Origin of the sequence: Brevibacterium jeotgali, from assembly GCF_900169175.1 — a bacterium.
In the GTDB taxonomy this organism is placed as follows: Bacteria; Actinomycetota; Actinomycetes; order Actinomycetales; family Brevibacteriaceae; genus Brevibacterium; species Brevibacterium jeotgali.
Window position 1 is genome coordinate 35078 of record NZ_FXZM01000011.1, and the last position, 22297, is coordinate 57374.

A 22297-nucleotide genomic window follows, 5' to 3' on the forward strand; every position below is an offset into this window, starting at 1 on the left:
TGATCGGTGTCATACTCTACTGATTGAACCACGGTTCAAACCTTGGCGGCAATCGCGGGACGGCAGAGGAGGTCGAGCGGACGTTGTATCGGCAGACGGACGCCACCCGGCGCAACGCCGCCCAGCGCGAGTACGCCATTGCGGAGGCCGCGCGCGCCCTCGTGACCGCCTCCGGATTCTCTGCGGCCACCGTCAAGTCCGTCGCAGCCAGCGCTGGCTGCTCGGCGGGCCTGATCTACACGTACTTCCCTCATCGCGACGCACTGCTGTGCGGCACCTTCGCCCACGCCTCCGGCCACGAACTCGCCGCCGTCACCCACGCCCTCGACACCGCCCCCACCGCCGCCGAGGCCGTCGCCGCCCTCGTCGACACCTTCCTCACCAGAGCGCTGGCGGGTGCGCGACTCGCCGACGCACTCCTCTTCGAAGCGCTCCCGCCCGCCGTCGAGGCCGAACGCCTGCGCTTCCGCGCAGACTACGCCGCCGCGATCGCGCGGCGCCTGGACGCGGGCATCTCCACGGGCGACGTCCCGGCACAGGACACCTCCGTCACCGCCCGCGCACTCGTGGGGGCGCTGTCCGGCTGCCTCCAGGAGCCCGTCCACGACGAGGGCCGCACGGACTTCACCGATGCCGAGGCCGGCCGCCTCATCACGTCCATGACCACCTTCTGCCTCGCCGCAGTCGGCGCACCCCCGCGAAAGGACTCGCCATGACCCACACCGTCCTCAACCAGTCCGCACCCCGCATCGACGTCGACGAGTACACCTCGAACACCGCGCTCGTCGATGCCGTCACCGCACTCGCACCGCAGGCGGACGCCGACGAACTGGGCCGCATCGGCCGCCTAGTGGGCAGCGAGTCGTTCCAGCGCGACGCCGCCGTCGCCCACCGGATCACCCCGCAGCTGTCCACGCACGACCGGTGGGGCCATCGGGTCGACGACGTCGAGTTCCACCCCGGCTACCACCGCATCATCGACGACGCGCTGTCCGCAGGCGCCCACTCCCACGCATGGGCACACCCCGGCCCGGGTGCGAACGTCGAGCGCGCGGCGCGGTTCATGCTCTTCAGCCAGATCGAACCCGGACATGCCTGCCCCGTCTCCATGACGCATTCCGCAGCCGCCGCTCTCCAGGACACTCCGCACGCGGAGTTCTGGCTGCCGCGCCTGCTCGAGACGACGTACGACCCGCGCCTCGTCGACGCCCATGACAAGCGCGCGGTGACGTTCGGGATGGCGATGACGGAGAAGCAGGGCGGCTCCGACGTGCGCGCGAACACGACCCGTGCCGTCCCGGCGACCGGCGCCTCGGGCATCGAGGCGGCCGGCACCTCGGCGGCGGACACTCCCCTGGGTTTCGGAGGAGTGACAGGCGGCCACTGCCTGCTCACGGGGCACAAATGGTTCTGCTCCGCGCCGCAGTCCGACGCCTTCCTGGTGCTGGCGCAGCTGGAGGAGGGCGTGAGCTGCTTCCTGGTCCCCCGGATCCTGCCCGGCGGCGAGCGCAATCCGTTCCGCATCCAGCGGCTCAAGGACAAGCTGGGCAACAGGTCGAACGCCTCCAGCGAGATCGAGCTGGAGGACACGCACGGGTGGCTGGTCGGCGAACCGGGACGCGGCGTGCGCACGATCATCGAGATGGTGAACCGGACCCGCCTGGACTGCATCCTCGGGTCCACTGCCGGCATGCGACAGGGCGTCGCCGAGGCCGTCTGGCACGCCCAGCACCGGTCCGCCTTCGGCGCCCGCCTGGTCGACCAGCCGCTCATGCGGTCCGTGCTCGCGGACCTGCAGCTGGAGGCCGAGGCCGCCGTCTGGACCGCCATTCACCTCGCCAGGGCCCATGACGATGAGAGCGCGGACACGGCGGACTTCCGCCGGATCGCCACCGCAGTCGCCAAGTACTGGATCTGCAAGCGAGGGCCGGAGCACGCCTACGAATCGCTGGAGTGCCTGGGCGGAAACGGCTACACCGAGGACTTCCCCTTGGCCATGCGGTACCGCGAGCAGCCGGTGATGGCGGTGTGGGAGGGGTCCGGCAACGTCATCGTGCTCGACGTCATCCGCGCGATGGCGAAGGACCCGGCGAGCGCGAAGGCGTTCCTCGCGTACGTGGAGACCGGGCTCGGGCGGGTCGATGCGTACGACCGGGCCGTCGAGCGCCTGTCGGCTGATCTGACCGCGGCAGGCCAGGTGGTCGCCGGCGGTGATGCCGGCGCTGTGGCCCGGCTGCAGTCGAGTGGCCGCGTGCTCGTCGAGCGCATGGCTCTGCTGCTGCAGGCAGCAGTGCTGGTGGAGCACGCCCCGGCCGAGGTGGCGGAGTCGTTCGTGCACGCACGCATCGGTGAGGACCGCGGACGCGAGTACGGTGCGCTGCCGGACGGCGTCGCGATCGATCTGCTGGTCGAGCGGGCTGCGGGCTGAGCCGCCGGTCGGGGACGCGGGCAGGTGACGCGGGCAGGTGACGCTGGCCGCCCTGCAGCAGGCAAGCGACCCTGTCAATCCGCTGACAACGTGGCGCGGCACTGGGCGACATCGCTCATGTCCCACATGATGGGGACAGGTATCGCAGACTTCAAGGGAGGCTGTCATGGACACAACACTGCTCTGGATCATCATCGCGATCGTCGTCATCCTCGCCGTCCTGGTGGTGATGTCCTTCGTCTTCCGCAACCGGAACCAGAAGGCCGACCGCGTCAAGGCAGAGGAGAAGCGCGCAGCCGCCCTGCAGCGTGAAGAACAGCTGCGACGAGAGGAGGCGCAGGCCGCCGAGACGGAGGCTGCCGCGCGGAAGGCCCGCGCCGAGGCTGACGAGAAGTCCGCACGTGCGGAGCGCCTCGAGATGGACGCTCAGACCACAGGCGCGAACGCAGACCACCTGCGGCACGAGCACGACGAGAACCTGCGGGAAGCCGACCGGATCGACCCGGACATCAAGACCAACCGGCAGGGCGACCGGGCGAGCGGAGCGCCGACTCCAGGCTCAGCCGCAGCTCCAGGTGCAGGTGCAGCCGCGGCTGCACCGGGGACCGCTCACGCGCCCGGACCGGCTGAGCAGCCGACACAGCCGTTCCAGGCAGACGAAGCGGTCCAGCCGCCACCGGCGGAGCACGCTCCGGACGGCCAGCCGACGCCGTATGTCCCATCGGCAGAGCCAGCCCCGCACGCTGCTCCGCAGGGCCAGCCGACTCCCGAGCAGCCCGCGCCGCAGCAGCCGGCGACGGAGGGCCCGCCCGCCGCGCCCGCGCGTCCCACACCGCACGGCCAGCCGGCGCCGCAGGATCAGAATGCCGCCCCTCAGTCGCTGCCACCGGAGGATGACCCGAACGCGCCACTGCACGATCGGGGCCACCCGCCGCAGCACTGACAGCCGCAGCACTGGCCCCGGTGGACACCGACACGACCACCCACGATGACGGCGCCGCCGCTCCACTGCGGAGCGGCGGCGCCGTCGTTCTGCCGTCAGAGGGCAGTTCCTCCTCGCGACCCTCCCGGTGACTCGGCGCAGCGGACCCGGCTTCCTCCGACGCGCCTGTGAGCTGACCGTGCCGGGCCGGGCGGTCGTCAGCGGTGGTGCAGTGCACGCCCTTCGGCGCGGGTGCAGCCGAACGGCCGCGTGATCGTCGAGCGCACAGCACTGTGGCTGAAGGCAGCAGTGCTGCTGGACCTCACGCCGGCAGAGGCCGCAGAATCGCACTACCTGGCGCGTGCGGGCGAGGTACCGGGGCGGGGTGTACGGGAAGGTCGCCCGCAGGAGTGGCGGTCGAACCGCTGACCCCCGGTCTTCATCCGGTGGAATCGTCGGGTAGCTTCAGCACATGTCACAACAGGATGCCATCGTCGACGCGATCGAACAGCTCGCACACCGCATCCGCCGCAGCGTAGCGGTCGACGACGCCGACCTGGTCCACATCGGGCACAGCTCGCACCAGTTCGGCGACGACGACCCGCTGCGCCATCAGACTCTGATTGAGCGGCAGACACCCGCGGAGATCCGTGACCACGTCATCGCGCACGGGCTGTACACGGCGAGAAGTCGTTTCCGAGTTCCGGCGACGGGACGGGCGGGCTTCGTCAACGATCGCCTGGGTTTCCCCCTGCGGTCCTCGACAGAGCTGGTCGGACTCATGTGGATCATCCTCGATGACCACTTCACCGACGAGGACCTGCGCGAATGCGACGCCACTGCCGCGATTGTCGAAGGCCTCCTGCTCGACAGGAGCGAAGAACGGGAAGGCGCGGAAGCACACCTCAATCGGGTCGTGGCTCTGGCAGTGTCCGGCGACGCCGATGAACGCGCACGTGGCATCGACGCTCTTCGCGACTTCGGTGAGCTCCCCAGCGCCACGATCGCCGTGCTCTCCATGAGCTTCGCCCATGACGCAGACACCCCTGCATCGGTCGACCACATGCGACTGCTCAGGCGTGTGTGGGGACAGACCACCGCGACCTTCGACACCAGTGCGTTCGCGGAGAACACCCACACGCAGGGCTTCGGCATCGTGTGGATGTCGGGGCCTCCTCGCCAGACCGACCTGATCTCGCTCGCGGACAGGGTCCATGATCGGGTCCGATCTCTCGATTCGACGGGCGGTGCGAAACTCCACATCGGGGTGGGCGATGTGGTCGAGATGGACCGTGCTCATGTGTCCTTCGCCCACGCGGAACATGCTCTGCTCATTGCTATCGATGAGGACTCTCCCCGTGTCGCGTGGGAAGAGCGCCCGTTCGAAGCATTCGTCACGGCGGTCATCCGTCCCCACATCGACGAGCAGGACCTCCCTCCTCGACTCATCGACGCATTGGGGCGCCAATCAGACGAGGTACTGACGACGCTGCGCACCTATCTTGATACCAGCGCCAACGCCGCGATGACCGCAGAACGGCTCTATATCCATCGCGCAACCGTCTACTACCGGCTCAAGCAGTTCGAGGACTCCACCGGAATCAGCCTGGCAGATGGCCGCAATCGCCTGATCGTGCACCTGTGGCTGCTGGTGGCGAACCGGATCCGCTGATCGGCCGATACCGGAGTCATTCACCCACCGAAGTCCAGATACGGCAGGATCGTGAACCGGTCGGGCCGGAAGCCGTCCAGGTCCGGGTGCGTCTCGCCCGACTCCAGCAGATCCGCTACAGCCGCGCCCGTGGCAGGGCTCATTTTGAACCCGTGCCCTGCCTGCCCCAGGGCTACGACGATGTTCGGCAGCTCGGGAAGGAACCCCAGCACGAAATCGCGGTCAGGCGTGTGCCCGTCCATACCCACTGCGTGTCGAACGCTGTGCGGGATGACGTGGTCGAGCCACTGTGCCACGTACGCATCGGTGACCTGAGCCGCCTTCTGCGAGTATCCCTGATGCATGTCCGCCGCATCGCGCAGCGTATCGAGCGGCGCCGCGAATCCGACCTTGACACTGGTCCCGTCGGTCGATGGCCAGCTGCCGAAGATGTACTCGTCGCCCTGCCGTTCGAAGATGGGAGTTCCGGGGCGAGTCCACGGTGACCCCTGCACTGTCGGGTACCACGACACGAGGAACCGCTCGATCTCAAGGTGAGGAATGTGATCCGGAAGCAGAACCCTGCCCCACGCTCCGGTCGCAATGACGACGCGGTCGAAGGACCAATCCTCTCCGTCCACAGTGACGAGTACGCCATCATCTGTGGGCTGCACTGCTGTGACGGTCGAGTAGGGGTGGATGACGGCTCCGTGTGCCTCCGCTGCACGTGCCGCCGCCACAACGGAGGCGCTGGCCTGCACGTGCCCGGCGTCAGCCTCGTAGATGCCCACTTCGTCGTCACCCACCCGCAGGTGCGGGTAGCGCGTACGGATCTCTTCCGGTCGCAGCACGTCGTGCGGCAGATCGAACCGCTCGCAGTTCGCTCGAACGGAGCGGATGAATGCTCCGCCGGGCGGCCCCACGTACAGTCCGCCGCACTGGTCCAAGAGCGACATACCACTGTCATCCTCGAGCTCCCGCCACAGAGGAAGCGCCCGCTGAACGAGCGGAATGTACCTCTCGCCCTCAGACGCGACCCGCACCCATCGAGTATCCCCGGCGGCGCCTCCCAGCTGATGCCCGGGGGCATGCTGCTCGAATCCGATGACGCTGTGCCCGCGGCGGGCCACCTGCCACATCGTCATAGCACCGATCGTTCCGATGCCGATCACTCCGACTGCTGCAGTTCGCACGTCATCTCTCCTCGTCGTGCCACGGCGCTTTCGCCCCACCGGCCCCTGGTCCCGCGGCCTCTTTCGATTGCCGCGTGCGGCGCTCCACGGCGCTGAATGTCAATACCCCAGAATCACCCGTGGGAGCCAGAGAGACAGGTCCGGAATGTACGTGGTGAGAATGAGGGTGGGAATCCACGCGCACACGATCATCATCAGTGCAGGCTTGAGCATCTCGTTGATGGGCGCATTGCCCAACTGGCTGCCGAAGTACAGCAAGGGGGCGGTGGGCGGCGTGATGTTCGCCAGCCCGAGGTTCACCCCGAGGATCGCGGCGAAATGTATCGGATCGACCCCGATGCTCATAGCGACAGGCAACAGGATCGGAGTGATGAGCAGTGTTCCGCTGACGTCATCGATGAGCATCCCCAGAATGAGGATAGAGAGGTTGATCATGATGAGGATGACCGCAGGATTGCTCGATACGGACAGCAGCACGCCGTTGATCTTCTCCGGCAGCTTCTCCATCGTGAACACTCGGCTGAGGATCATCATCGAGTAGGCCATCACCATCACCACGCCGGTCGTCGTGGCGGCTTCGATGAGCACCGGCCTGAGCTCGCCTATCCGCAGCCTTCGATAGATCCACAGCCCCACGGGGATCGTGTACACGGCAGCGACGGCCGCGGCTTCCACTGTGGTGAAGAGGCCACTGTAGATGCCACCCAGGATGATGACGGGCAGGAGCAGCGCAGGGATTCCCCTGAAAGTCACCTTCGCGAATGCCTTGGCCCGTGAAGCTACCGTCGGCGGCTCCACCGCGGTCATGAGCACGGACTCCTGCCGTGCAGGCACGAAGCTCGGAGCACCGGCGAATCCCCGTGGCGCCGCTCCCCCGCCAGGCACCGGTCCGTCCGTCCCTGAGCCTGCGGCGGTCGAACGATTCCGCATGTAGATCATGGTGATCACGCTCAGGATGACCGTGAGGATGATCCCCGGGATCAGCGTCGAGAGGAACGCAGCAAGGACAGACACGTTCGCAATCCACGCGTACAGGATCATGATCCCGCTGGGCGGGATCAGCAGACCCAGGACTGACGCATTGGCAACGAGCGCGGTCGCAAACCCTCGCGGGTAGTTCGCCCTGTGAAGCTTGCCGAACATGATCGATCCGATGGTCGACAGTGCGGCGAGCGCGCTTCCAGAGATGGAGCCGAACACCGCACATGCGACGACGGTCGTGACACCCAGCCCACCCTTGACCCTGCCGATCAGAAGCTCGGTCCATTCCACGATCACATCGCCGATGCCACCGCGCTCGATGAGCTTCCCGGCGATGATGAAGAGCGGAATCGCCAGCAGCAGCGAGGAGTTGAGCTGACTGTATCCGTACGGCAGCAGGAAGTTCGGGTCGTATCCCAGACTGACGACCAGGAAGAGCGTCACCCCGAGGAACGTCCAGAAGACCGGCACTCCGACGATGAGGAGAGCGAAGAGGATGACAAGGCCGATGAAGATCTCCATCGCTACTCCTCCACTGCCGTCGGTATGCCCTGTGGGGCGCGGACATCACGCGCCGCCTTCGCCACGTCGACGGCCGTGTACAAGACCATCAGCACGAAGCTCAGGACGACTGCGCTCTGGGGAATGACGAGTGGAATGTCGAAGATGCTCGTCGTGCCGCCGCGTTGAACGCTGTCCATCACGTAATAGGTCGCCCAATAGGCGAAGATGACGCCGAGAATCATGCTGATGACTGCGATCATCAATCGGAGGACTGCTTTGGCCCGCTCGCTCCGCAGGTACACCTGGAGGACGTTCGCGGAAATGTGCGAACCCTGGTGCGCCGCATACGAAGCTCCCATGAAGTACATCCAGATCGCCGGTATGAGCACCAACTCGTTCATGCCGAAGATGCTCGTCCTCAAGACGTAGCGACAGATGACCTCAGCGAACAGTCCGATGATGATCGCGGCGCATGACAGGAACATGACCCACTTCTGGAACCGAACCAATCCGGCCCAGATCGCCTGCAGTACCGGTTTCACGTGGACTCACCTCCTTCTCGCGTCGCGACCCCGCCTTCAGTAGTCCACGCCCATGGAATCGGTGACCTCTTCCAGCAGCTCGATCTGGCCCGGGTCATCCAGCGTGGGCCATGACGTCTCGCGCGAGTACTCGGCAAGTCCCTCGAGTTCCTCGTCGCTGAACTCGACGACTTCGATGCCTTCCTCTGCCAGTTTGTCGCGGTACTCGATCTCCATGTCTTCCGCGATCGTGTAGCTGTTCTCCGTCAGCTGAAGACCAGCGTCGGTCAGAACCTGCTGATCTCCCTCGTCCAATCCCTCGAACGTGTCCTGATTGATGAGGACGTGTGTGGCTTCGAAGTTGTTGTTGTACTGGTAATAGTGATTGATCACGTCTTCGAACTGCAGATAGTTCACCAGTGGATGCCCACCGGTCCATCCGTCGACTGCACCGGTCTGGAGGCCCTGATAGACGTCGGCGTATGGCATTGACACGGTGTTGTAACCGATGTCCTGTGTGTTCTGCGCCGTGATCGGGATCTCCGGGACTCGGACCACGACATCCTTGCCGACCGTCGGGTCCGCCGGGTCGGTCGCGGGCTGATTCGTCGCGATGCCGCCGAACCCTTCTGCGAAGAAGCCCAGCAGCTCGATGCTCTGCTCGCTGTGGATCTCTCTCATCGCCTCTCCCAGGACAGAGTCGAGGGTGAAGTGCTCGTGGACATCCTCGTATGTTGTGAAGAGGTACGGGAGGAACTGGATCTCAAGACGACTGTCGAGGTGGGACGGTGTCGAGATGAGCCCCATGTCGACGGTCCCCTGGCTGATCTCTTCGTACATCAGCGTGTAGTCACCCAGCTGGTTGTTGGGGAAGATCTCCATCGTCACGCGGCCGTCCGTCTCTGCTTCGACGGTTTCGGCCATGGCTTCCAGCTCAGTCGTGTTGGGATGTTCCTCATTGTTCTGTCCAGCCACCCGGAGAGTGATCTGACCGCCGTCGTCGCCCGTGCCACCACTTCCGGCACAGCCTGACGCGACCAGTCCAACCGCAAGCAGTGCAGCAGCTGTCGTGATCTTCTTCGATGTCTTCATGGTTATATGTCCGTTCTGGAATGCGGGTGCGAATGCGAGGACGTGACCGACGGTCCGTCGTCAGGCGTCAAAGCGCTGCGGATTCATGTGAGGAATAGCAAAGGATGTCTCACCGGTTGTTGCGAGCTCACACCCGATCCTTCCCATCACCGGTGCGAGCTTGAAGCCGTGCCCGGAGTATCCGCCCATGACAGTGATCCGTTCACTGCCCTGCGCCTTGCCGACCACTGGGTGCTCGTCCGTCGTGTACCCGTCCATGTGCACAGAGATCCGTGCGGGGTCCGGCCTGAGGCCGTTGATGCAGCGACTCACCTCGTTGTTGATGTGCGTGAGCTCGTCGAGTTCGATGTCGCGGCCCAGCCGATCCGGATCTGAGATGTCACCGAAGGTATTCACACTGCCGATCTTCGTCATAGTGCCTTCAAGGCTCGGCACGCCGAACGTGTCTATGACACCGCCCACGCGGCCGAAGACGGGGAACGCGCCGGGCGTGAACCGAGCGGGGTCGTCCGACAGGTACCAGGTCATCACGATCTTCCGTGCCACCAGATCGTCTGCGAGAGCGGGGAAGAATCGCGGAGTCCACGGTCCCGCGGTGACGACGACGGCGTCGAAGTCGTGGACGTCGTCCCCGACGACCACCTGCACGCGGTCTGCGTCTTCCACGATGTCGTCGACGCGCGCGTGGCGATGGACCACTGCTCCGCGCCGTTCGGCGGCGTCGACTGCCGCGAAGACCGCCAGCTCCGGACGGATCAGCCCCGCTTCGTGATCAAGGACTGCGACCTCACCCTCGTCGAGGATGTGCTGGGGAAAGCGTTCCGCCACATCAGCAGGCTCCAGAATCTCGTGCTCGATATCGAAGTCCTGCGTCGATTGAATGACGTTCGCGATCTTGTAGTGATCACGCGGACCGATCATCAGCCCGCCCGTCATCGTGAGGAGCTCGAGTCCTGATTCGTCCTCCAGCTCCGCCCACAGTTTGCGCGCTTCCTTGAGGAGGGGCACGTAGTTCGCGCCCTCCATGTAGGCAGTGCGGAACATCCGGGACTCCCCACCTGCGGCTGAGCGGTCGTGCGCAGTCCCGAACTGCTCGAAGCCGACAGCGTCGAATCCCGACCTGGACAACTGCCAGAGGACCATGCTTCCGATGGATCCCACACCGACGACTGCGACTCTGGGTGCTCTCATGCGTATTCCGGCTCCTGCTCTGTGTGATGTGACTTACACCTCCAGACATGCAATCAAACAGGATTCCCACAGTCTTCATTCAGCGTTCAAAACCTGACCCGCGGCATTGCGACACCTGTCGCATCCAGCGTGCGCGGCAGACTCGCAGTCGTCACGGGCGCGGGCAGGCGTCGCCGGCGCGGGCGGGGCCTCGGCGCACGGCCCTCCCGGTGACACGTCCACGCAGCACTGGCGCGACCCGTGATAGGAAGACAAGGTCGGGTGTGACCTCAGAGGAGAGGCCACAGCATGCCAGAGGGCTCGTGAGCACGATGTCTGGTGAGCACGACGCCCCGTGGCCCCGGCTACCTCCGACTCGCAAGTGAGCTGACCGTGGATTCCCACCGCTTGACCGGGCTGCGCCTCGGCACCCTGGCCTTCGCCCTGTTCGTCGTCGGCACGAACGCCTTCGTCGTCGCCGGCGTCCTGCCCGCGATCGGTGAATCGCTCAGCGTGACGCCCACTCTCGTGAGCTATGCGATCAGCGCCTATGCAGTTCTCGTGGCGATCCTCGCCCCCGTCTTCTCGACGCTGCTGGCCCATGTGCCGCCGGAGCGCGTCATGGCCGTCGGCATGATCGTGTTCGCGGTGGGCACCGGCGCATCGGCCCTCTCGCCCAACTACCTCGTCTTCTTCATCGCCCGCGCGGTCGCGGGAATCGGCGCCGCCGGCCTCGTCCCGCTCGCCACGGCCATCGCTCCCCGCCTGGCCGAACCGGGCAAGCAGGGGCGGGCGATGGCGGTCGTCGCACTGGGCTTCACGATGGCGGTGGCTCTCGGATCGCCGGTCGGAACCGGTCTGGCGGAGATCACGAACTGGCGAGTGGCGATCGGCGGCCTGGCGGTCCTCGGTGCTGTCCTGGGAATCGCGATCGCGCCTCTCCTGCGGGGCGTGCCGCGGAACCCGAAGGTAGCCCTCGCCGAACGCCTGGGGGTCCTCACCGATCCCCGCGTCATCATGGGCGTCATCGCCATCATGATGATGATCATGTCGTTCAACCTCATCTACGTCTTCAGCAGTGAGGTCACGCTGCGGGTGACGGACGGCGACGGCGCGATCCTGGCAGTCCTGCTGCTGGTGTTCGGCCTCTCCGGGGCGGTGGGCAACCAGCTCGGAGGCTGGCTGATCGACACGTGGGGTGATGTCACGACGATGCGGATCGCGCTCGTCATCGAGATCGGCGCGTTCCTCCTCATGCTCGTCACCCTCGACTCCCTGGCGGGCACGGCGCTCGTCTTCGCGCTGTGGGGCGCATCCGGCTTCTCATCCGTCGTCGCCCTGCAGCACCGCCTCGCCTCACTCAGGCCCCAGCACTCCGGGATCATCCTGTCCTGGTACTCGACCGGCATGTACGTCGGCATCTCGCTGGCGCCTGTGATCGGGGCAGCAGTCCTGCTGGGCCAGGGTCCGGCAGGACTGGCCGTGGCCGCTGCGATCGCCGCCGCCATCGCACTGCTCATGACCACGCCCGTGCGCAGTCGATCCTGACCGCCCAGAGACCGTCTCGTCGTCCCGCATGCGGACGAACCTCTTGACGGAAACTTATCGAACAATCACACTATGACAGACTTGATCCGATTCAAGTCTCGCTATTGTCTCTTTCGGAACCATTCCGGAGCGACAGCATCAGCGACACGTCACTGACAGGAGTAGAGGCGCAATGAAGCACTCACGGATGGATCTGCGCCGCGGTCGGGCGCTTGCGGCAGCGGCCGCGACGGCGATTGTGCTCTCCGGCTGCGCGGGAGGCGCCGGCGGCGGGTCGAGCGCGGGCGCCGGCGGCGGAAGCGGCGACGGATACGAGCACGGTGCGACACCGGAGGAGATCCAGGAGGTCTTCGAGGACGTCGATCCGGTCACGATCACCTACCAGCCGTCCGCACAGTCCTCCGAAGGCATCGACGCCTACCGCGCAGAGGCCTTCATCGAGAACCTCGAGACGCTCTCCGGCGGGAAGATCACGGTCGAGACGACGTACGGTCAGGGAATCGCGGGCTACACGGAGCTGCCGGATGCGCTGGTCGACGGCCGTGTGGACATCGCCTACATGCTGCCCATCTACCAGCCGGACGAGTTCCCCGTCTTCCAGGCCTGGGTCACAGGCACGACCCTCACCGGGGCGTCTCCGCTCGTCGACGAGATCGCGGCGAACGCCGCGATCGGCGAACTCACGTACGACGACGAGAACCTCATGAGCGAGTTCCGCGATCGCGGCATCGAGCCGCTCAACATGTTCAATTCGGCTGGTGCGGTCTTCGCCCTGTGCGGTGAGGAGCACGTGAGCCCGGACGATTGGGACGGCAACCAGGTGCGCGCCTCGTCGCAGGCACAGACCGCACAGCTCAACGCACTGTCGGCAAGCCCTGTTTCGCTGCAGTACACGGAGACCTTCGAAGCGCTGCAGCGCGGCACGGTCGACTGCACGCTGTCGACCACTCTCGCCGCCGACGCCGCGGGCTTCCTCGAAGTCGCGCCTCACATCGCCTACACGTCGGAGGTGACCTTCGCACGCGGTCCGGGCGGGGTCTACGCCGGGAGCGCATGGGAGTCATGGCCGCTCGCAGTGCAGCAGCTGGTGTTCGATTCGATGCAGGATGAGTTCGTCCAGGCTCGCCGCGGCGATCTCGACGCGAACCACATCGCCGCAGAGATGGTGCGCGAGGAGGGCGGGTCGTTCACGGAGATGGACGACGGCCTGCAGGACGACCTGCAGTCGGCTTCCGAGGGCCTCGTCGAGGAGGAGGTCAGCGAGGGCCTGCTGCCGGAGGGCTCTGCGGACGCGATCCCCGAATCCGTCGACAAGTGGCGCGGGATCGCCGCAGAACTGGGCTATGAGGACGAGGGATCGTTCGAGGACTTCGACGAGTGGTACTCGATGGAGGACGAGGACTACCTCGAGCCGATGGGTGAGAAGTTCTTCAACGAGGTCATGCTCCCGCACCGCCCCAGCTGACGGGAATGGACTGAACGGTCGGGCCGGCAGGCCCGGCTGAGAGTGCATGGGCCGGTCGTCCCGATACCATCGGCCCATGCACTCACTGTGGAGCCACCCGCACCCCACGGACCCGGCGATGACGTGCAGCATCCACCGCCGGGTCACGGACGGGGGTCTCGCCGAGGCCGCCGAGCTGCTGTCACAGATCGCGAGCGGTGACGACACTCTCTGGCCCACCTGGCGATGGCCCGCGCTGCTGCTCGACAACGGCCTCGAGGTGGACAGCCTGGGCGGTCACGGTTCCGTCCGGTACCGGGTCGCTGACATCGAGTCGCACCGCGTGCGGTTCGTCTTCACGAGCGCCGGCCCGTTCGCGGGCGAGCACACATTCCTCATCGCGCAGGCGGAGCCCGGGGCGGTGGAGTGGATGCACCACCTCGACATCAGCTCCTCCCTGCGGCCGTGGGCGATGCGGCAGGTGATCCGCCTGCACGACGGCCTGCTGGAGGACCTCTTCGACACCGCGCAGGCCCGCATGGCGGGACGCCCTGTGCGGCCTCGCCCGCTTTCGCCGGGGTTCGCCCTGCTCCAGCGCGCGTACCGGATGCTCGAGCGTGAGCCGTGAGGTTCTGTGTCCCACCTCACGTCCAGGTCTCACCTCACTGCTAGCATCGGGAGTACCCGCTGTTCTGGCAATGGCAGTCATCTGATGTCGTCGAGAGGGCACTGTGGACACTGACGTCGCATACCTGGAGATTTCCGCACTCGCAGAGCTGATCCGCTCGCGTCAGATCACGTCGACGGAGGTGACGACGGGACTCCTGCAGCGGATCGAAGCACTTGATCCCCGCCTGCAGTCCTATGCGACCGTCACCTCTGAGCGGGCGCTCTCCGACGCCGCCGCAGCTGATGCGGAGATCGCCCGCGGACACTACCGCGGACCACTCCACGGCGTGCCGATCGCGCTGAAGGACCTCGTCCACACGGACGGCATCACGACGACGGCCGGCATGACGATCCACGCTGACTTCGTTCCGGACAAGGACGGCACGGTCGCTGCTCGACTGCGCGCCGCCGGCTCGGTCCTGCTGGGCAAGGTCCACATGACAGAGGGCGCCTTCTCCGGTCACCACCCCGATCTGCCCACTCCGGTGAACCCGTGGGACGAGGGCACCTGGTCCGGCGTGTCCTCGAGCGGGTCGGGCGTCTCCGTCGCCGCAGGTCTGGCCTTCGGCGCAGTCGGGTCGGACACGGGCGGATCGATCCGCCTGCCGTCGGGCGCGAACGGCGTGACCGGCATGAAGCCCACGTGGGGGCGAGTGAGCCGCGCAGGGATCTTCGACCTCGCGCCCAGCCTGGACCACCTCGGGCCGATGACCCGCAGTGCACGGGACGCCGCCATCATGCTGTCCGCCGTCGCCGGGTGGGACCCCGCGGACCCCACCACCTCGCCGCAGCCCGTCCCGGACTACGCGGATCGACTGCGCCTCGACCGTCCACCCGTCGTCGGTGTCGATCGAGGGCTGAACGCACGCTTCGATCCGGAGACGCAGTCGATGCTCGTCTCCGTCGAGTACGTGCTGCGTGACCTGGGCTGGCGGATCGTCGACGTCGACGCCCCGGACTTCCTCACCGTCGCCGCCGACTGGTCCGCGATGTGCGGTGCGGAGACCGCGCTCGTCCACGACGCGACGTATCCGTCGCGACAGGAGGAGTACGGGCCCGTCCTGGGCGGTCTCATCGAGCTGGGCCGCTCACTCAGCGCCGTCGATCTGGAGCGGATGTCGCAGCGCCGCCGGCATTTCACCGGCGCGATGAACCGTCTGATGGAGGACATCGACATCTTCCTGCTGCCGTCCATCGGCAAGGCATCTCCGACCATCGCAGATCTGGAGGGCCTGTCCGCCGGAACGGAACTGTTCGAGCAGATCACGGGTCCGACCGCGCCGATCGACATGTGCGGACTGCCCGCGCTCACCCTGCCGTCCGGCTTCACGGTCCGGGACACTCCGCTGGGCGTCCAGTTCGTGGGCCCCGCGTTCGCCGAGGCCGCGCTCTTCGCCGCGGGAGACGCCTACCAGCGGGCCACCGACCACCACCTCCGTCGCCCGCCTGTGTGAGGCGCGGGCCGAAGCGAGTCAGTGATTCTCCCCGACCACGCTCTTCAGAGCTCGCAGCGCGTCGAGGACCGCGTCGGTGCGCGGCCCGTCGGTGCACCAGACCGCGTGGATCCGCCGGGTCATGGGCGGATCCACGATATCGAGGACCGCTGTGCCGTCGCCGGGATCCGTCAGGCCCAGCTTCGGCAGGACGGTGGCGCCGAGGCCCCGGTCGACCATGTCGAGCGCCGTCCTGTAGTCGTGTGCCTGGTGCCGGAACGACAGGTCCACGCCGGACGTCCGGCACGCGTCGATGAACACCTGGCGACAGCGGCCGTTCGACGCGGCCAGGTCGTCGTTGTCGATCCACGGCAGGTCGCGCAGAGCCGCGAGGCTCACGGTCGAGCTGTTCGCGATCGGGTGGTCACGCGGGACGGCGGCGACGTAGGGGTCGACCAGGAGGAGTTCGGACCCCATCGACGGCGGGAGGGGAAGCTCCTCGTCCCCCGACACGACGAGCTGGAGGTCGACTCCGTGCTCGACGATGCCGCCGTCCGTGAGTCGGAGACGCACGGACATGTCTGAGTGGGCGTTCTCGAGATAGGCCACGAGGTCGGCGATCCAGCGTGCGCCCGCACTGGAGAAGTAGCCGATGACCAGCCGCCGTGCGCGGGAGTCCCGCAGTTCCGTCGCCCGGTCCTCGAGGTCTCCGAGCGATTCGAACACCCGCTCCACATCGACGAGCAGTTCCCGTCCTGTGGGGGTGAGCACCAGCCGACGGCGGTCGCGGGTGAACAGTTCGAGCCCCAGTTCGGCCTCCAGTGCACGGATCTGGTGACTGACGGCCGACGGGGCCGTGGCCAGATGCTCGGCCGCACCGCGGACGCTGCCCGCCAGCGCGGTGGAGCGGAATGACTGGAGCTGTCGCAGGTCCCTCATGGCCGCACTGTACATGTTCTGCGCACATGTGTGCGTGTTGGGCCTCTTGGAACGAACAACTCCCCGCGGGCACCATATCTGCATGAGCCTGCCGCAGAATCTCCGCACCCACCCCGCGCTCCCGTGGATCGCCGCACTCGCCGTCATGCTCATGTGGGCGTCGTCGTTCGTGGTCATCCGGGCCGGCGGCCTGCACCTGTCGCCCGGCGCGATGTCGCTGCTGAGAATCGGGGCCGCTGCCGTCGCCCTGCTGCCCCTCGTCGTCCTGGGCCGGGTGCGTGTCCCGCGCACGGGTCGTCTGCGGGTGGCCGTCGCGGTGTGGGGCGTCGCGTGGTTCGCCGCCTACACGATCGTCCTCAACGCCAGCGAAGCCCTCATCGACGCGGCGACTGCGGCGATGGTCGTCAACATCGCTCCCCTGATCGTCGCGGTCGTCTCCGGCGCAGTGTTCGGCGAGGGACTGCCACCGCGCCTCATCGCGGGAGTGCTCGTCGCATTCGGCGGAATCGCGCTCATCACCGTCGCGACGTCCACCGGGCACGTATCCGGACTGGGGATCGTGCTGGGCATCGTCGCGGCACTGCTGTACGCGGGCAGCGTCCTTGCGCAGAAGCGCCTGCTGGCACATATCGACTCGACGTCGATGACGGTGATCGGGATCGGCGCCGGCTTCCTCGCGTGCCTGCCGTACTCCCCGCAGCTCGTCTCCGAGTTCGGCGACGTGCCCCGCGGATTCGTCATCGCGGTCATCTACATGGGCGTGTTCCCCACAGCGGTCGCATTCCTCGTGTGGGGCTACGCACTCACCCGCACACCCGCGGGGGTCCTCACATCCTCGTCACTCCTGGTCCCCGCGTTCACGGTGGGCCTCGCCTGGCTGCTCCTCGGCGAGATGCCTCCGCTGCTCGCAGGGATCGGCGGCATCCTCTGCGTGACCGGCGCCGGGTTCGCGATCGTGCCGAGCGTGGTCGCCGCCCTCCGGAGCAGACGCGACGACCCGTCACTTGAGCACACTGACCCGTCACCCCGGCACGGAGAATCGCCTCTGCGCGTGCAGGAGTGACGGGTCACTGCCCTTCACACCGTTTCACTGCCCTTCACACCGCTTCACTGCCCTTCACACCGCTTCACTGCCTCCCGATGAAGTAGTCGAAGTCCGCAGACTCGACGTCGCGGTCGGCGAACCGCGACGGGCGGAAGTCGGACAGCAGCTCCGACTCCGCGCCCTCGAGCTCCTCAGCAGTGAGCCTGCCGAACAGCGGACCCAGTGTCATGCCGGAGTGCGTGACGACCGCGTACACCTTCTGCGCGTCGTCCAGGAACCCGACGATCGAGCGTCCGTCCTCGGGGAAGCTGCGGCCGGAGTAGATGACCTTCTCCATCGGCACCCGCTGCCCGAACAGCGTCTCCAGCTCCTCCTCCATCACGGCGGAGACCTCCGCGAGCATCTGCGGGTCCTCCCCCTCGTCGACCCGCTGCTCGATGCGGGCGACCTGCACCCACATCCGGCCGTCGTGGCGCGGGCGGACGTTGACCCGGTCGGAGATGATGATCCCCTCGAGCGGCACGTCGACCGGTTCGGTGAGGCCCAGGAGGCTGTGCGTCCGGGGTGACTGCTCCGCCAGGTCGGCGACCGGGACGAACATGCCGGAGGCGGCGGCCAGCTCCCGCGACCACGCGCCGGTGGCGAGCACCACGGAGTCGGCTGCGACCTCGGCGCCGTCGGACAGGACCGCACGAGCACCGGAGTCATCGGAATCGATGCGGACGACCTCGGCGATCTGCGGTTCGACCCCGCGATCGGCGAGCACGCGCAGCAGCTCGGATCCCAGCACATCGTTGTCCAGCCACGCCTCCTCCGGGTACAGCAGTGCTGAGTCCAGGTCGTCGGGCCACTGCACAGCGGGCTCGATCTGCCGCAGCCGTGCCAGATCGACGGTCTCGACCGGGTACCCCATGCTGTCCGCGTCGGCGACGCGCTGCGCATACGTCTCCGGTCGTGCCTCGCCGAAGTCGACCAGCAGATTGCCCGACGGGTGGAACCAGGTCCGATCCGACTGCAGGTCTGCCTGCAGGCGCTTGTGCTCCTCGATGCCCTCGCGGTTGATGCGGTAGTAGGACGCCGGGAATTTGTTGTTCGCGTTCAGCCACGCGAACGACCGGTGGCTCGCCCCGGAGAAGGGCTCATCCTTCTCCAGCAGCACCACCTCGTGGCCACGCAGCGACAGGGAGTGCGCAGCGGTCAGCCCGAGGATCCCTGCTCCGATGACGATGGTCTTCATACCTGCTCACCTTCCGGAGCGCCGATGCGCTCGTTCGAATCCTCCGGCGTGCCGTCGGGCGCGAGCCCGCCTGGGACACGGACCGGCTTCCATATCGCCATCGCGATGACGTAGGCGACGGAGCTCGCCACGATGCCGAAGACTGCGTACGGGACGGTCGTGCCCATGAGGTGGGCGATGCCGCAGCCCACGAGCCCGACGCCCATCGAGGCGAACGATACCTGCACGGGGATGCGGAAGCGCTTCGCCAGGATGATGCCCACCAGCATCGGCACCGCCAGGATCGACGCGGAGTACGCGTAGGTGGCCACGAGCCAGTCGAGAGCACTGGGGTAGGCGATCGCGAGGACGGCGGCGAGGGCGGTGACGCCCACCGTGCACCAGCGCGACAGCGCGATGGTCTGCTGGGGGGACGACTTCTCCTTGATGAACGCACCGCGGAGGTCGTTGATGAGGTTCGCGACGACCGACTGCAGCGCCGAGCCCGTGGTGGACACGATCGTCGCCATGAGGAACGCGCCGTAGAGCGCCAGCAGCCAGGTGGGCACCTGTGTGAGGAACCAACCGGCGGCCAGCTCACGGCCGTCCTCCCCCAGTGTCGGGTTCATCGCGCGGATGGAGACGCCGATGAAGAACGCGTACACACCGGCGATCATGACCATGACGGCACCGAGGTACAGGGAGGTGCGCGCATCCTTCCCGGAGCGCGACGCGAACACGCGCTGGTAGTACAGCTGGTTGGTCAGCGTGCCGGGGACGATCGCGAAGAACCACAGGACGATCGTGCCGGCTCCCGCGAGGGTGAGGCCCTCCGGCATCGTGAAGACGTCGTCCGGCACGCGCTCGACGACCTCATTCCAGCCACCGGCGCTCATGACCGCGTAGATCGCGATGACGATGGAGATGCCGACCATGAAGACGCCGAAGAAGAAGTCCGACCACGCCACGGATGTGAGGCCGCCGGGCAGGACGAACAGCAGGCTGATGATCGCCATCGCGACGATGAGCGGGGTGAACGGGATGCCGGTGACCTCGCTGAAGAGGCTGGCGAAGGCGACGAACTGGGTGGCGAGCCAGCCGAAGGGCACCAGGATGACGGCGATCGCGACGACGGAGAGCAGGGTCTTGTTCCGCCCGTAGAGGCGCACGAAGATGTCCGGGATCGTGGAGAAGCGCCCCTTGCGCAGCCAGTTCGCGAAGGCCGCGATGATGAGCATGCCGGCGACGACGAACAGTTCGTACCAGAAGATGGACAGTCCCCACGCGTAGCCGATGCCCACGTGGGCGACGAGGACACCGCCGCCCACCGCGGTGGCGTACTGCGTGAAGGCGACGACGTACATGGGCAGGCTGCGGCCGCCCACCAGCCAGGCCTCTTCCGTCTTGTTCTTCCTGCCGACGTAGAAGGAGATCCAGACGCCGATGCCCAGGACGATGAAGGCGGTGGTGGCGATGAGTGCGATGGTGCCTGTGTTCATGAGGAGGCTCCTGAGGTGAAGCGGGCCGGGTCCATGATGTCGAGTGCATCGGAGGAGGATCCCGTGGTGACGAGGTCGGCGACCACGGAGCCGACCATCGGTGAGAACTTGAAGCCCTGGCCGGACATGCCGACGGCCAGCACGATGCGATCGTCGACCGGGCCGACACCCACGATCGGGGCGCCGTCCGGCGTGTAGCCGTCCGTCCAGGTCGAGACGCGGACGGCCGTCGGATCGAGGTGGGGCATGAGGCGGGCGACCGCGGCCTCGGTGGAGCGGACGAAGTCCGGGGCCACGAACCGGGCGAGGTCGTCGACCTGGTCGATCGTCGGCCACTCGAGGTGGTGGTTGAGGATCTTCACGCCGGCCCCGTCCAGACTCGGGAACGCGGAGAAGGCGCCCTCCGGGTGCCGACGGACCGAGATCGGCATCCGGTCAGGCGTATGGAGTGAGAGATCCTTGACCGGGAACCAGCTGCCCACCAGCTGCTTGGGGCGGATGACACCGTCGCCGAGGCCGGACAGGGCCCCAGCCCAGGGTCCTGTCGCGAGGACGACGGAGTCGAAGGCGTCGGAGCCCTCCGCGGTGTGGACCATGACGCGGTCCGGGAACGGCCGGACGTGGAGGACCTCGGTGTAGGGCCGATACGTCGCGCCCAGCCGGATGGCCTCGTCACGGGCGGCGAGGACCGCGAGCTCCGGGCGGAAGACGCCGGCGTTCGGGTCGAGGACGCCGATCTCGTCGTCGTCGACGCCGTAGGCCGGGAACTCCTCACGCATCGCAGTCGCGTTGAGCACGCGGTGATCGAGGCCCAGCTCATGGGCGCATGCGAGGACCGCAGCGACGTCGGGGTGGTCGGGTCGGCCGATCGTGAGCCCGCCGCACCAGTCGAGCACCTGCGTGTCCTGGGCGGCTTCCAGCTCCTTCCACTTCTGGCCGGCGCGCTGGATGAAGGCGACGTACTCCGGGCCCTCTTTGTACAGGGTGCGGAAGATGCGGGATTCCCCGGCGGAGGCGCCCCGATCGTTGGGGGTGTTCCACTGGTCCAGGACGGTGACGGTGTGGCCGCGCTGCGCGAGCTGCCAGGCGGTCATCGTTCCGACGATGCCTCCGCCGACGACGGCGACGCGCTTGTGTGCGGCAGCCGTCGGTGGTGTGCCCGCGGCTGCGTCGGCTGATGTGTCAGCGACTGGGCCTGTGGCCGTGTCAGTGTTCAATCTGGGTGACCTCCAGGGTGAGTTTGGTGGGGTGGAAGAGCATCTCGAGACGCTCGATCGGCAGGCCGTTGCCGGTGTGGAGCGTTCGCAGCTGCCGCACGACGGGTGTCGTCGTGTCGAGCTCGAGGTGCTTCGCGTCATCAGCCGTGAGGTGTGCGGCGGAGAGGACGCTCGAGGCGTGGAGCTGTTCGATCCCGTGGGACGAGTAGTAGGCCGCGGTGGTGAGCACGGCGAGGTCCTGGTTGAGGATGTCCGGGACGAGTGTGAGGTCGACGACGCACCGTTCGACGACGATCCCCGCGCCGGTGCTGTCGAGCTTGATCCGCACCAGTTCCGCCACGGGCGTGCCGGCTGAGAACAGATCGGCGGAGAGAGGGTGGGACTCCGCCGCGACCACGCGGGTGCCGACGACCCGGTGGATGCCCTCGACCTCCGGCCCGTCCGTCGATGCGTGGAGCAAGCGGAGCAGACTGCTGCGCAGGCCGGTCGAGGCGACGATGGTGCCGGAACCGCGGCGCCGCTGGACGAGGCCGGTCTCGACCAGCTTGGACATCGCCGTCTGCACGGGGTTCCGACTCACGTCGAACTGGTCCATGAGTTCCCGCTCCGTGGGCAGGCGGTCGCCGATCGAGAGCCGTCCGCTCTGGATCTCATGCTCGATCCATTCGCGGATCTCGACGTGCTTCGCCCGTGCCATGCGTGTGATCGTAGACACACCGCGACTTCATGGCAACTGGATAATTGTCATGTCATTTGAAGGTGATTGTCGCTGCGCCCGGTCGGCGGCGCCGATGACATGAGATGACGCCCGGTAACGGAAGATGA

At 66.9% G+C, this 22297-nt stretch carries 20 protein-coding genes; 10 read left to right on the plus strand and 10 right to left on the minus strand.

Features of this window, described 5'->3' with window-relative positions; translation table 11 throughout:
• Positions 1-23: 23 nt before the first annotated feature.
• The 5 genes from BJEO58_RS11275 to BJEO58_RS11290 all read left to right on the plus strand — a co-directional run bounded on the left by BJEO58_RS11275 (position 24) and on the right by BJEO58_RS11290 (position 5022).
• The gene (locus BJEO58_RS11275; protein WP_101589583.1) at positions 24-716 is read left to right on the plus strand and encodes a TetR/AcrR family transcriptional regulator; all 693 of its coding nucleotides are present in this window, start codon (positions 24-26) and stop codon (positions 714-716) included.
• Complete coding sequence (locus BJEO58_RS11280; protein ID WP_101589658.1) at positions 713-2428, plus strand: acyl-CoA dehydrogenase family protein; 1716 nt, start codon at positions 713-715, stop codon at positions 2426-2428. Before BJEO58_RS11275 ends, BJEO58_RS11280 begins: the two co-directional genes overlap by 4 nt.
• Positions 2429-2594: 166 nt before the next feature.
• Complete coding sequence (locus BJEO58_RS11285; protein ID WP_101589584.1) at positions 2595-3371, plus strand: hypothetical protein; 777 nt, start codon at positions 2595-2597, stop codon at positions 3369-3371.
• A 249-nt stretch (positions 3372-3620) separates the two neighbouring features.
• Positions 3621-3779: a hypothetical protein gene (locus BJEO58_RS14995; RefSeq protein WP_180951930.1), complete on the plus strand. Its 159-nt coding sequence runs from the start codon at positions 3621-3623 to the stop codon at positions 3777-3779.
• A 43-nt stretch (positions 3780-3822) separates the two neighbouring features.
• On the plus strand, positions 3823-5022 hold the full coding sequence (locus BJEO58_RS11290; protein ID WP_101589585.1) for a PucR family transcriptional regulator: 1200 nt from the start codon (positions 3823-3825) through the stop codon (positions 5020-5022).
• Positions 5023-5042: 20 nt separating this feature from the next.
• Here the strand turns inward: BJEO58_RS11290 and solA (BJEO58_RS11295) are convergent, their stop codons facing one another.
• The 5 genes from solA (BJEO58_RS11295) to solA (BJEO58_RS11315) all read right to left on the minus strand — a co-directional run bounded on the left by solA (BJEO58_RS11295) (position 5043) and on the right by solA (BJEO58_RS11315) (position 10483).
• Positions 5043-6194, minus strand: a complete 1152-nt coding sequence (gene solA, locus BJEO58_RS11295; protein WP_101589586.1) for an N-methyl-L-tryptophan oxidase — start codon at positions 6192-6194, stop codon at positions 5043-5045.
• A gap of 99 nt (positions 6195-6293) precedes the next feature.
• On the minus strand, positions 6294-7697 hold the full coding sequence (locus BJEO58_RS11300; protein WP_101589587.1) for a TRAP transporter large permease: 1404 nt from the start codon (positions 7695-7697) through the stop codon (positions 6294-6296).
• Between the two features lie 2 nt (positions 7698-7699).
• Entirely contained in the window at positions 7700-8221 is a 522-nt protein-coding gene (locus BJEO58_RS11305) for a TRAP transporter small permease (RefSeq protein ID WP_101589588.1), read from the minus strand.
• 36 nt (positions 8222-8257) lie between these two features.
• The gene (dctP, locus tag BJEO58_RS11310; protein ID WP_180951931.1) at positions 8258-9175 is read right to left on the minus strand and encodes a TRAP transporter substrate-binding protein DctP; all 918 of its coding nucleotides are present in this window, start codon (positions 9173-9175) and stop codon (positions 8258-8260) included.
• A 177-nt stretch (positions 9176-9352) separates the two neighbouring features.
• On the minus strand, positions 9353-10483 hold the full coding sequence (gene solA / locus BJEO58_RS11315; protein WP_101589590.1) for an N-methyl-L-tryptophan oxidase: 1131 nt from the start codon (positions 10481-10483) through the stop codon (positions 9353-9355).
• A 318-nt stretch (positions 10484-10801) separates the two neighbouring features.
• Between solA (BJEO58_RS11315) and BJEO58_RS11320 the strand changes: the two genes are divergently transcribed.
• The 4 genes from BJEO58_RS11320 to BJEO58_RS11335 all read left to right on the plus strand — a co-directional run bounded on the left by BJEO58_RS11320 (position 10802) and on the right by BJEO58_RS11335 (position 15577).
• Positions 10802-12010 carry an MFS transporter gene (locus BJEO58_RS11320; RefSeq protein WP_180951932.1) on the plus strand — a complete coding sequence of 403 codons (1209 nt, stop codon included), beginning with the start codon at positions 10802-10804 and terminating at the stop codon, positions 12008-12010.
• A gap of 172 nt (positions 12011-12182) precedes the next feature.
• Entirely contained in the window at positions 12183-13475 is a 1293-nt protein-coding gene (locus BJEO58_RS11325; RefSeq protein WP_101589592.1) for a type 2 periplasmic-binding domain-containing protein, read from the plus strand.
• Between the two features lie 76 nt (positions 13476-13551).
• Positions 13552-14082: a hypothetical protein gene (locus BJEO58_RS11330; RefSeq protein WP_144573807.1), complete on the plus strand. Its 531-nt coding sequence runs from the start codon at positions 13552-13554 to the stop codon at positions 14080-14082.
• 103 nt (positions 14083-14185) lie between these two features.
• On the plus strand, positions 14186-15577 hold the full coding sequence (locus BJEO58_RS11335; RefSeq protein ID WP_101589594.1) for an amidase: 1392 nt from the start codon (positions 14186-14188) through the stop codon (positions 15575-15577).
• Positions 15578-15595: 18 nt separating this feature from the next.
• Here the strand turns inward: BJEO58_RS11335 and BJEO58_RS14815 are convergent, their stop codons facing one another.
• Positions 15596-16495, minus strand: coding sequence for a LysR family transcriptional regulator (locus BJEO58_RS14815; protein ID WP_180951933.1), 900 nt, complete (start codon positions 16493-16495; stop codon positions 15596-15598).
• A gap of 82 nt (positions 16496-16577) precedes the next feature.
• Between BJEO58_RS14815 and BJEO58_RS11350 the strand changes: the two genes are divergently transcribed.
• Positions 16578-17558, plus strand: a complete 981-nt coding sequence (locus BJEO58_RS11350) for a DMT family transporter (protein WP_101589596.1) — start codon at positions 16578-16580, stop codon at positions 17556-17558.
• A 64-nt stretch (positions 17559-17622) separates the two neighbouring features.
• Here the strand turns inward: BJEO58_RS11350 and BJEO58_RS11355 are convergent, their stop codons facing one another.
• From BJEO58_RS11355 to BJEO58_RS11370, 4 genes are read right to left on the minus strand one after another with little or no spacing between them, the layout of a single operon-like run.
• Entirely contained in the window at positions 17623-18777 is a 1155-nt protein-coding gene (locus BJEO58_RS11355) for an NAD(P)/FAD-dependent oxidoreductase (protein ID WP_101589597.1), read from the minus strand.
• On the minus strand, positions 18774-20255 hold the full coding sequence (locus BJEO58_RS11360) for a sodium:solute symporter family protein (RefSeq protein WP_101589598.1): 1482 nt from the start codon (positions 20253-20255) through the stop codon (positions 18774-18776). Before BJEO58_RS11360 ends, BJEO58_RS11355 begins: the two co-directional genes overlap by 4 nt.
• Entirely contained in the window at positions 20252-21472 is a 1221-nt protein-coding gene (gene solA, locus BJEO58_RS11365; protein WP_257904212.1) for an N-methyl-L-tryptophan oxidase, read from the minus strand. Before solA (BJEO58_RS11365) ends, BJEO58_RS11360 begins: the two co-directional genes overlap by 4 nt.
• Complete coding sequence (locus tag BJEO58_RS11370; protein WP_101589599.1) at positions 21462-22169, minus strand: GntR family transcriptional regulator; 708 nt, start codon at positions 22167-22169, stop codon at positions 21462-21464. The genes solA (BJEO58_RS11365) and BJEO58_RS11370 overlap by 11 nt, the downstream gene beginning before the upstream one ends.
• Positions 22170-22297 lie beyond the last annotated feature (128 nt).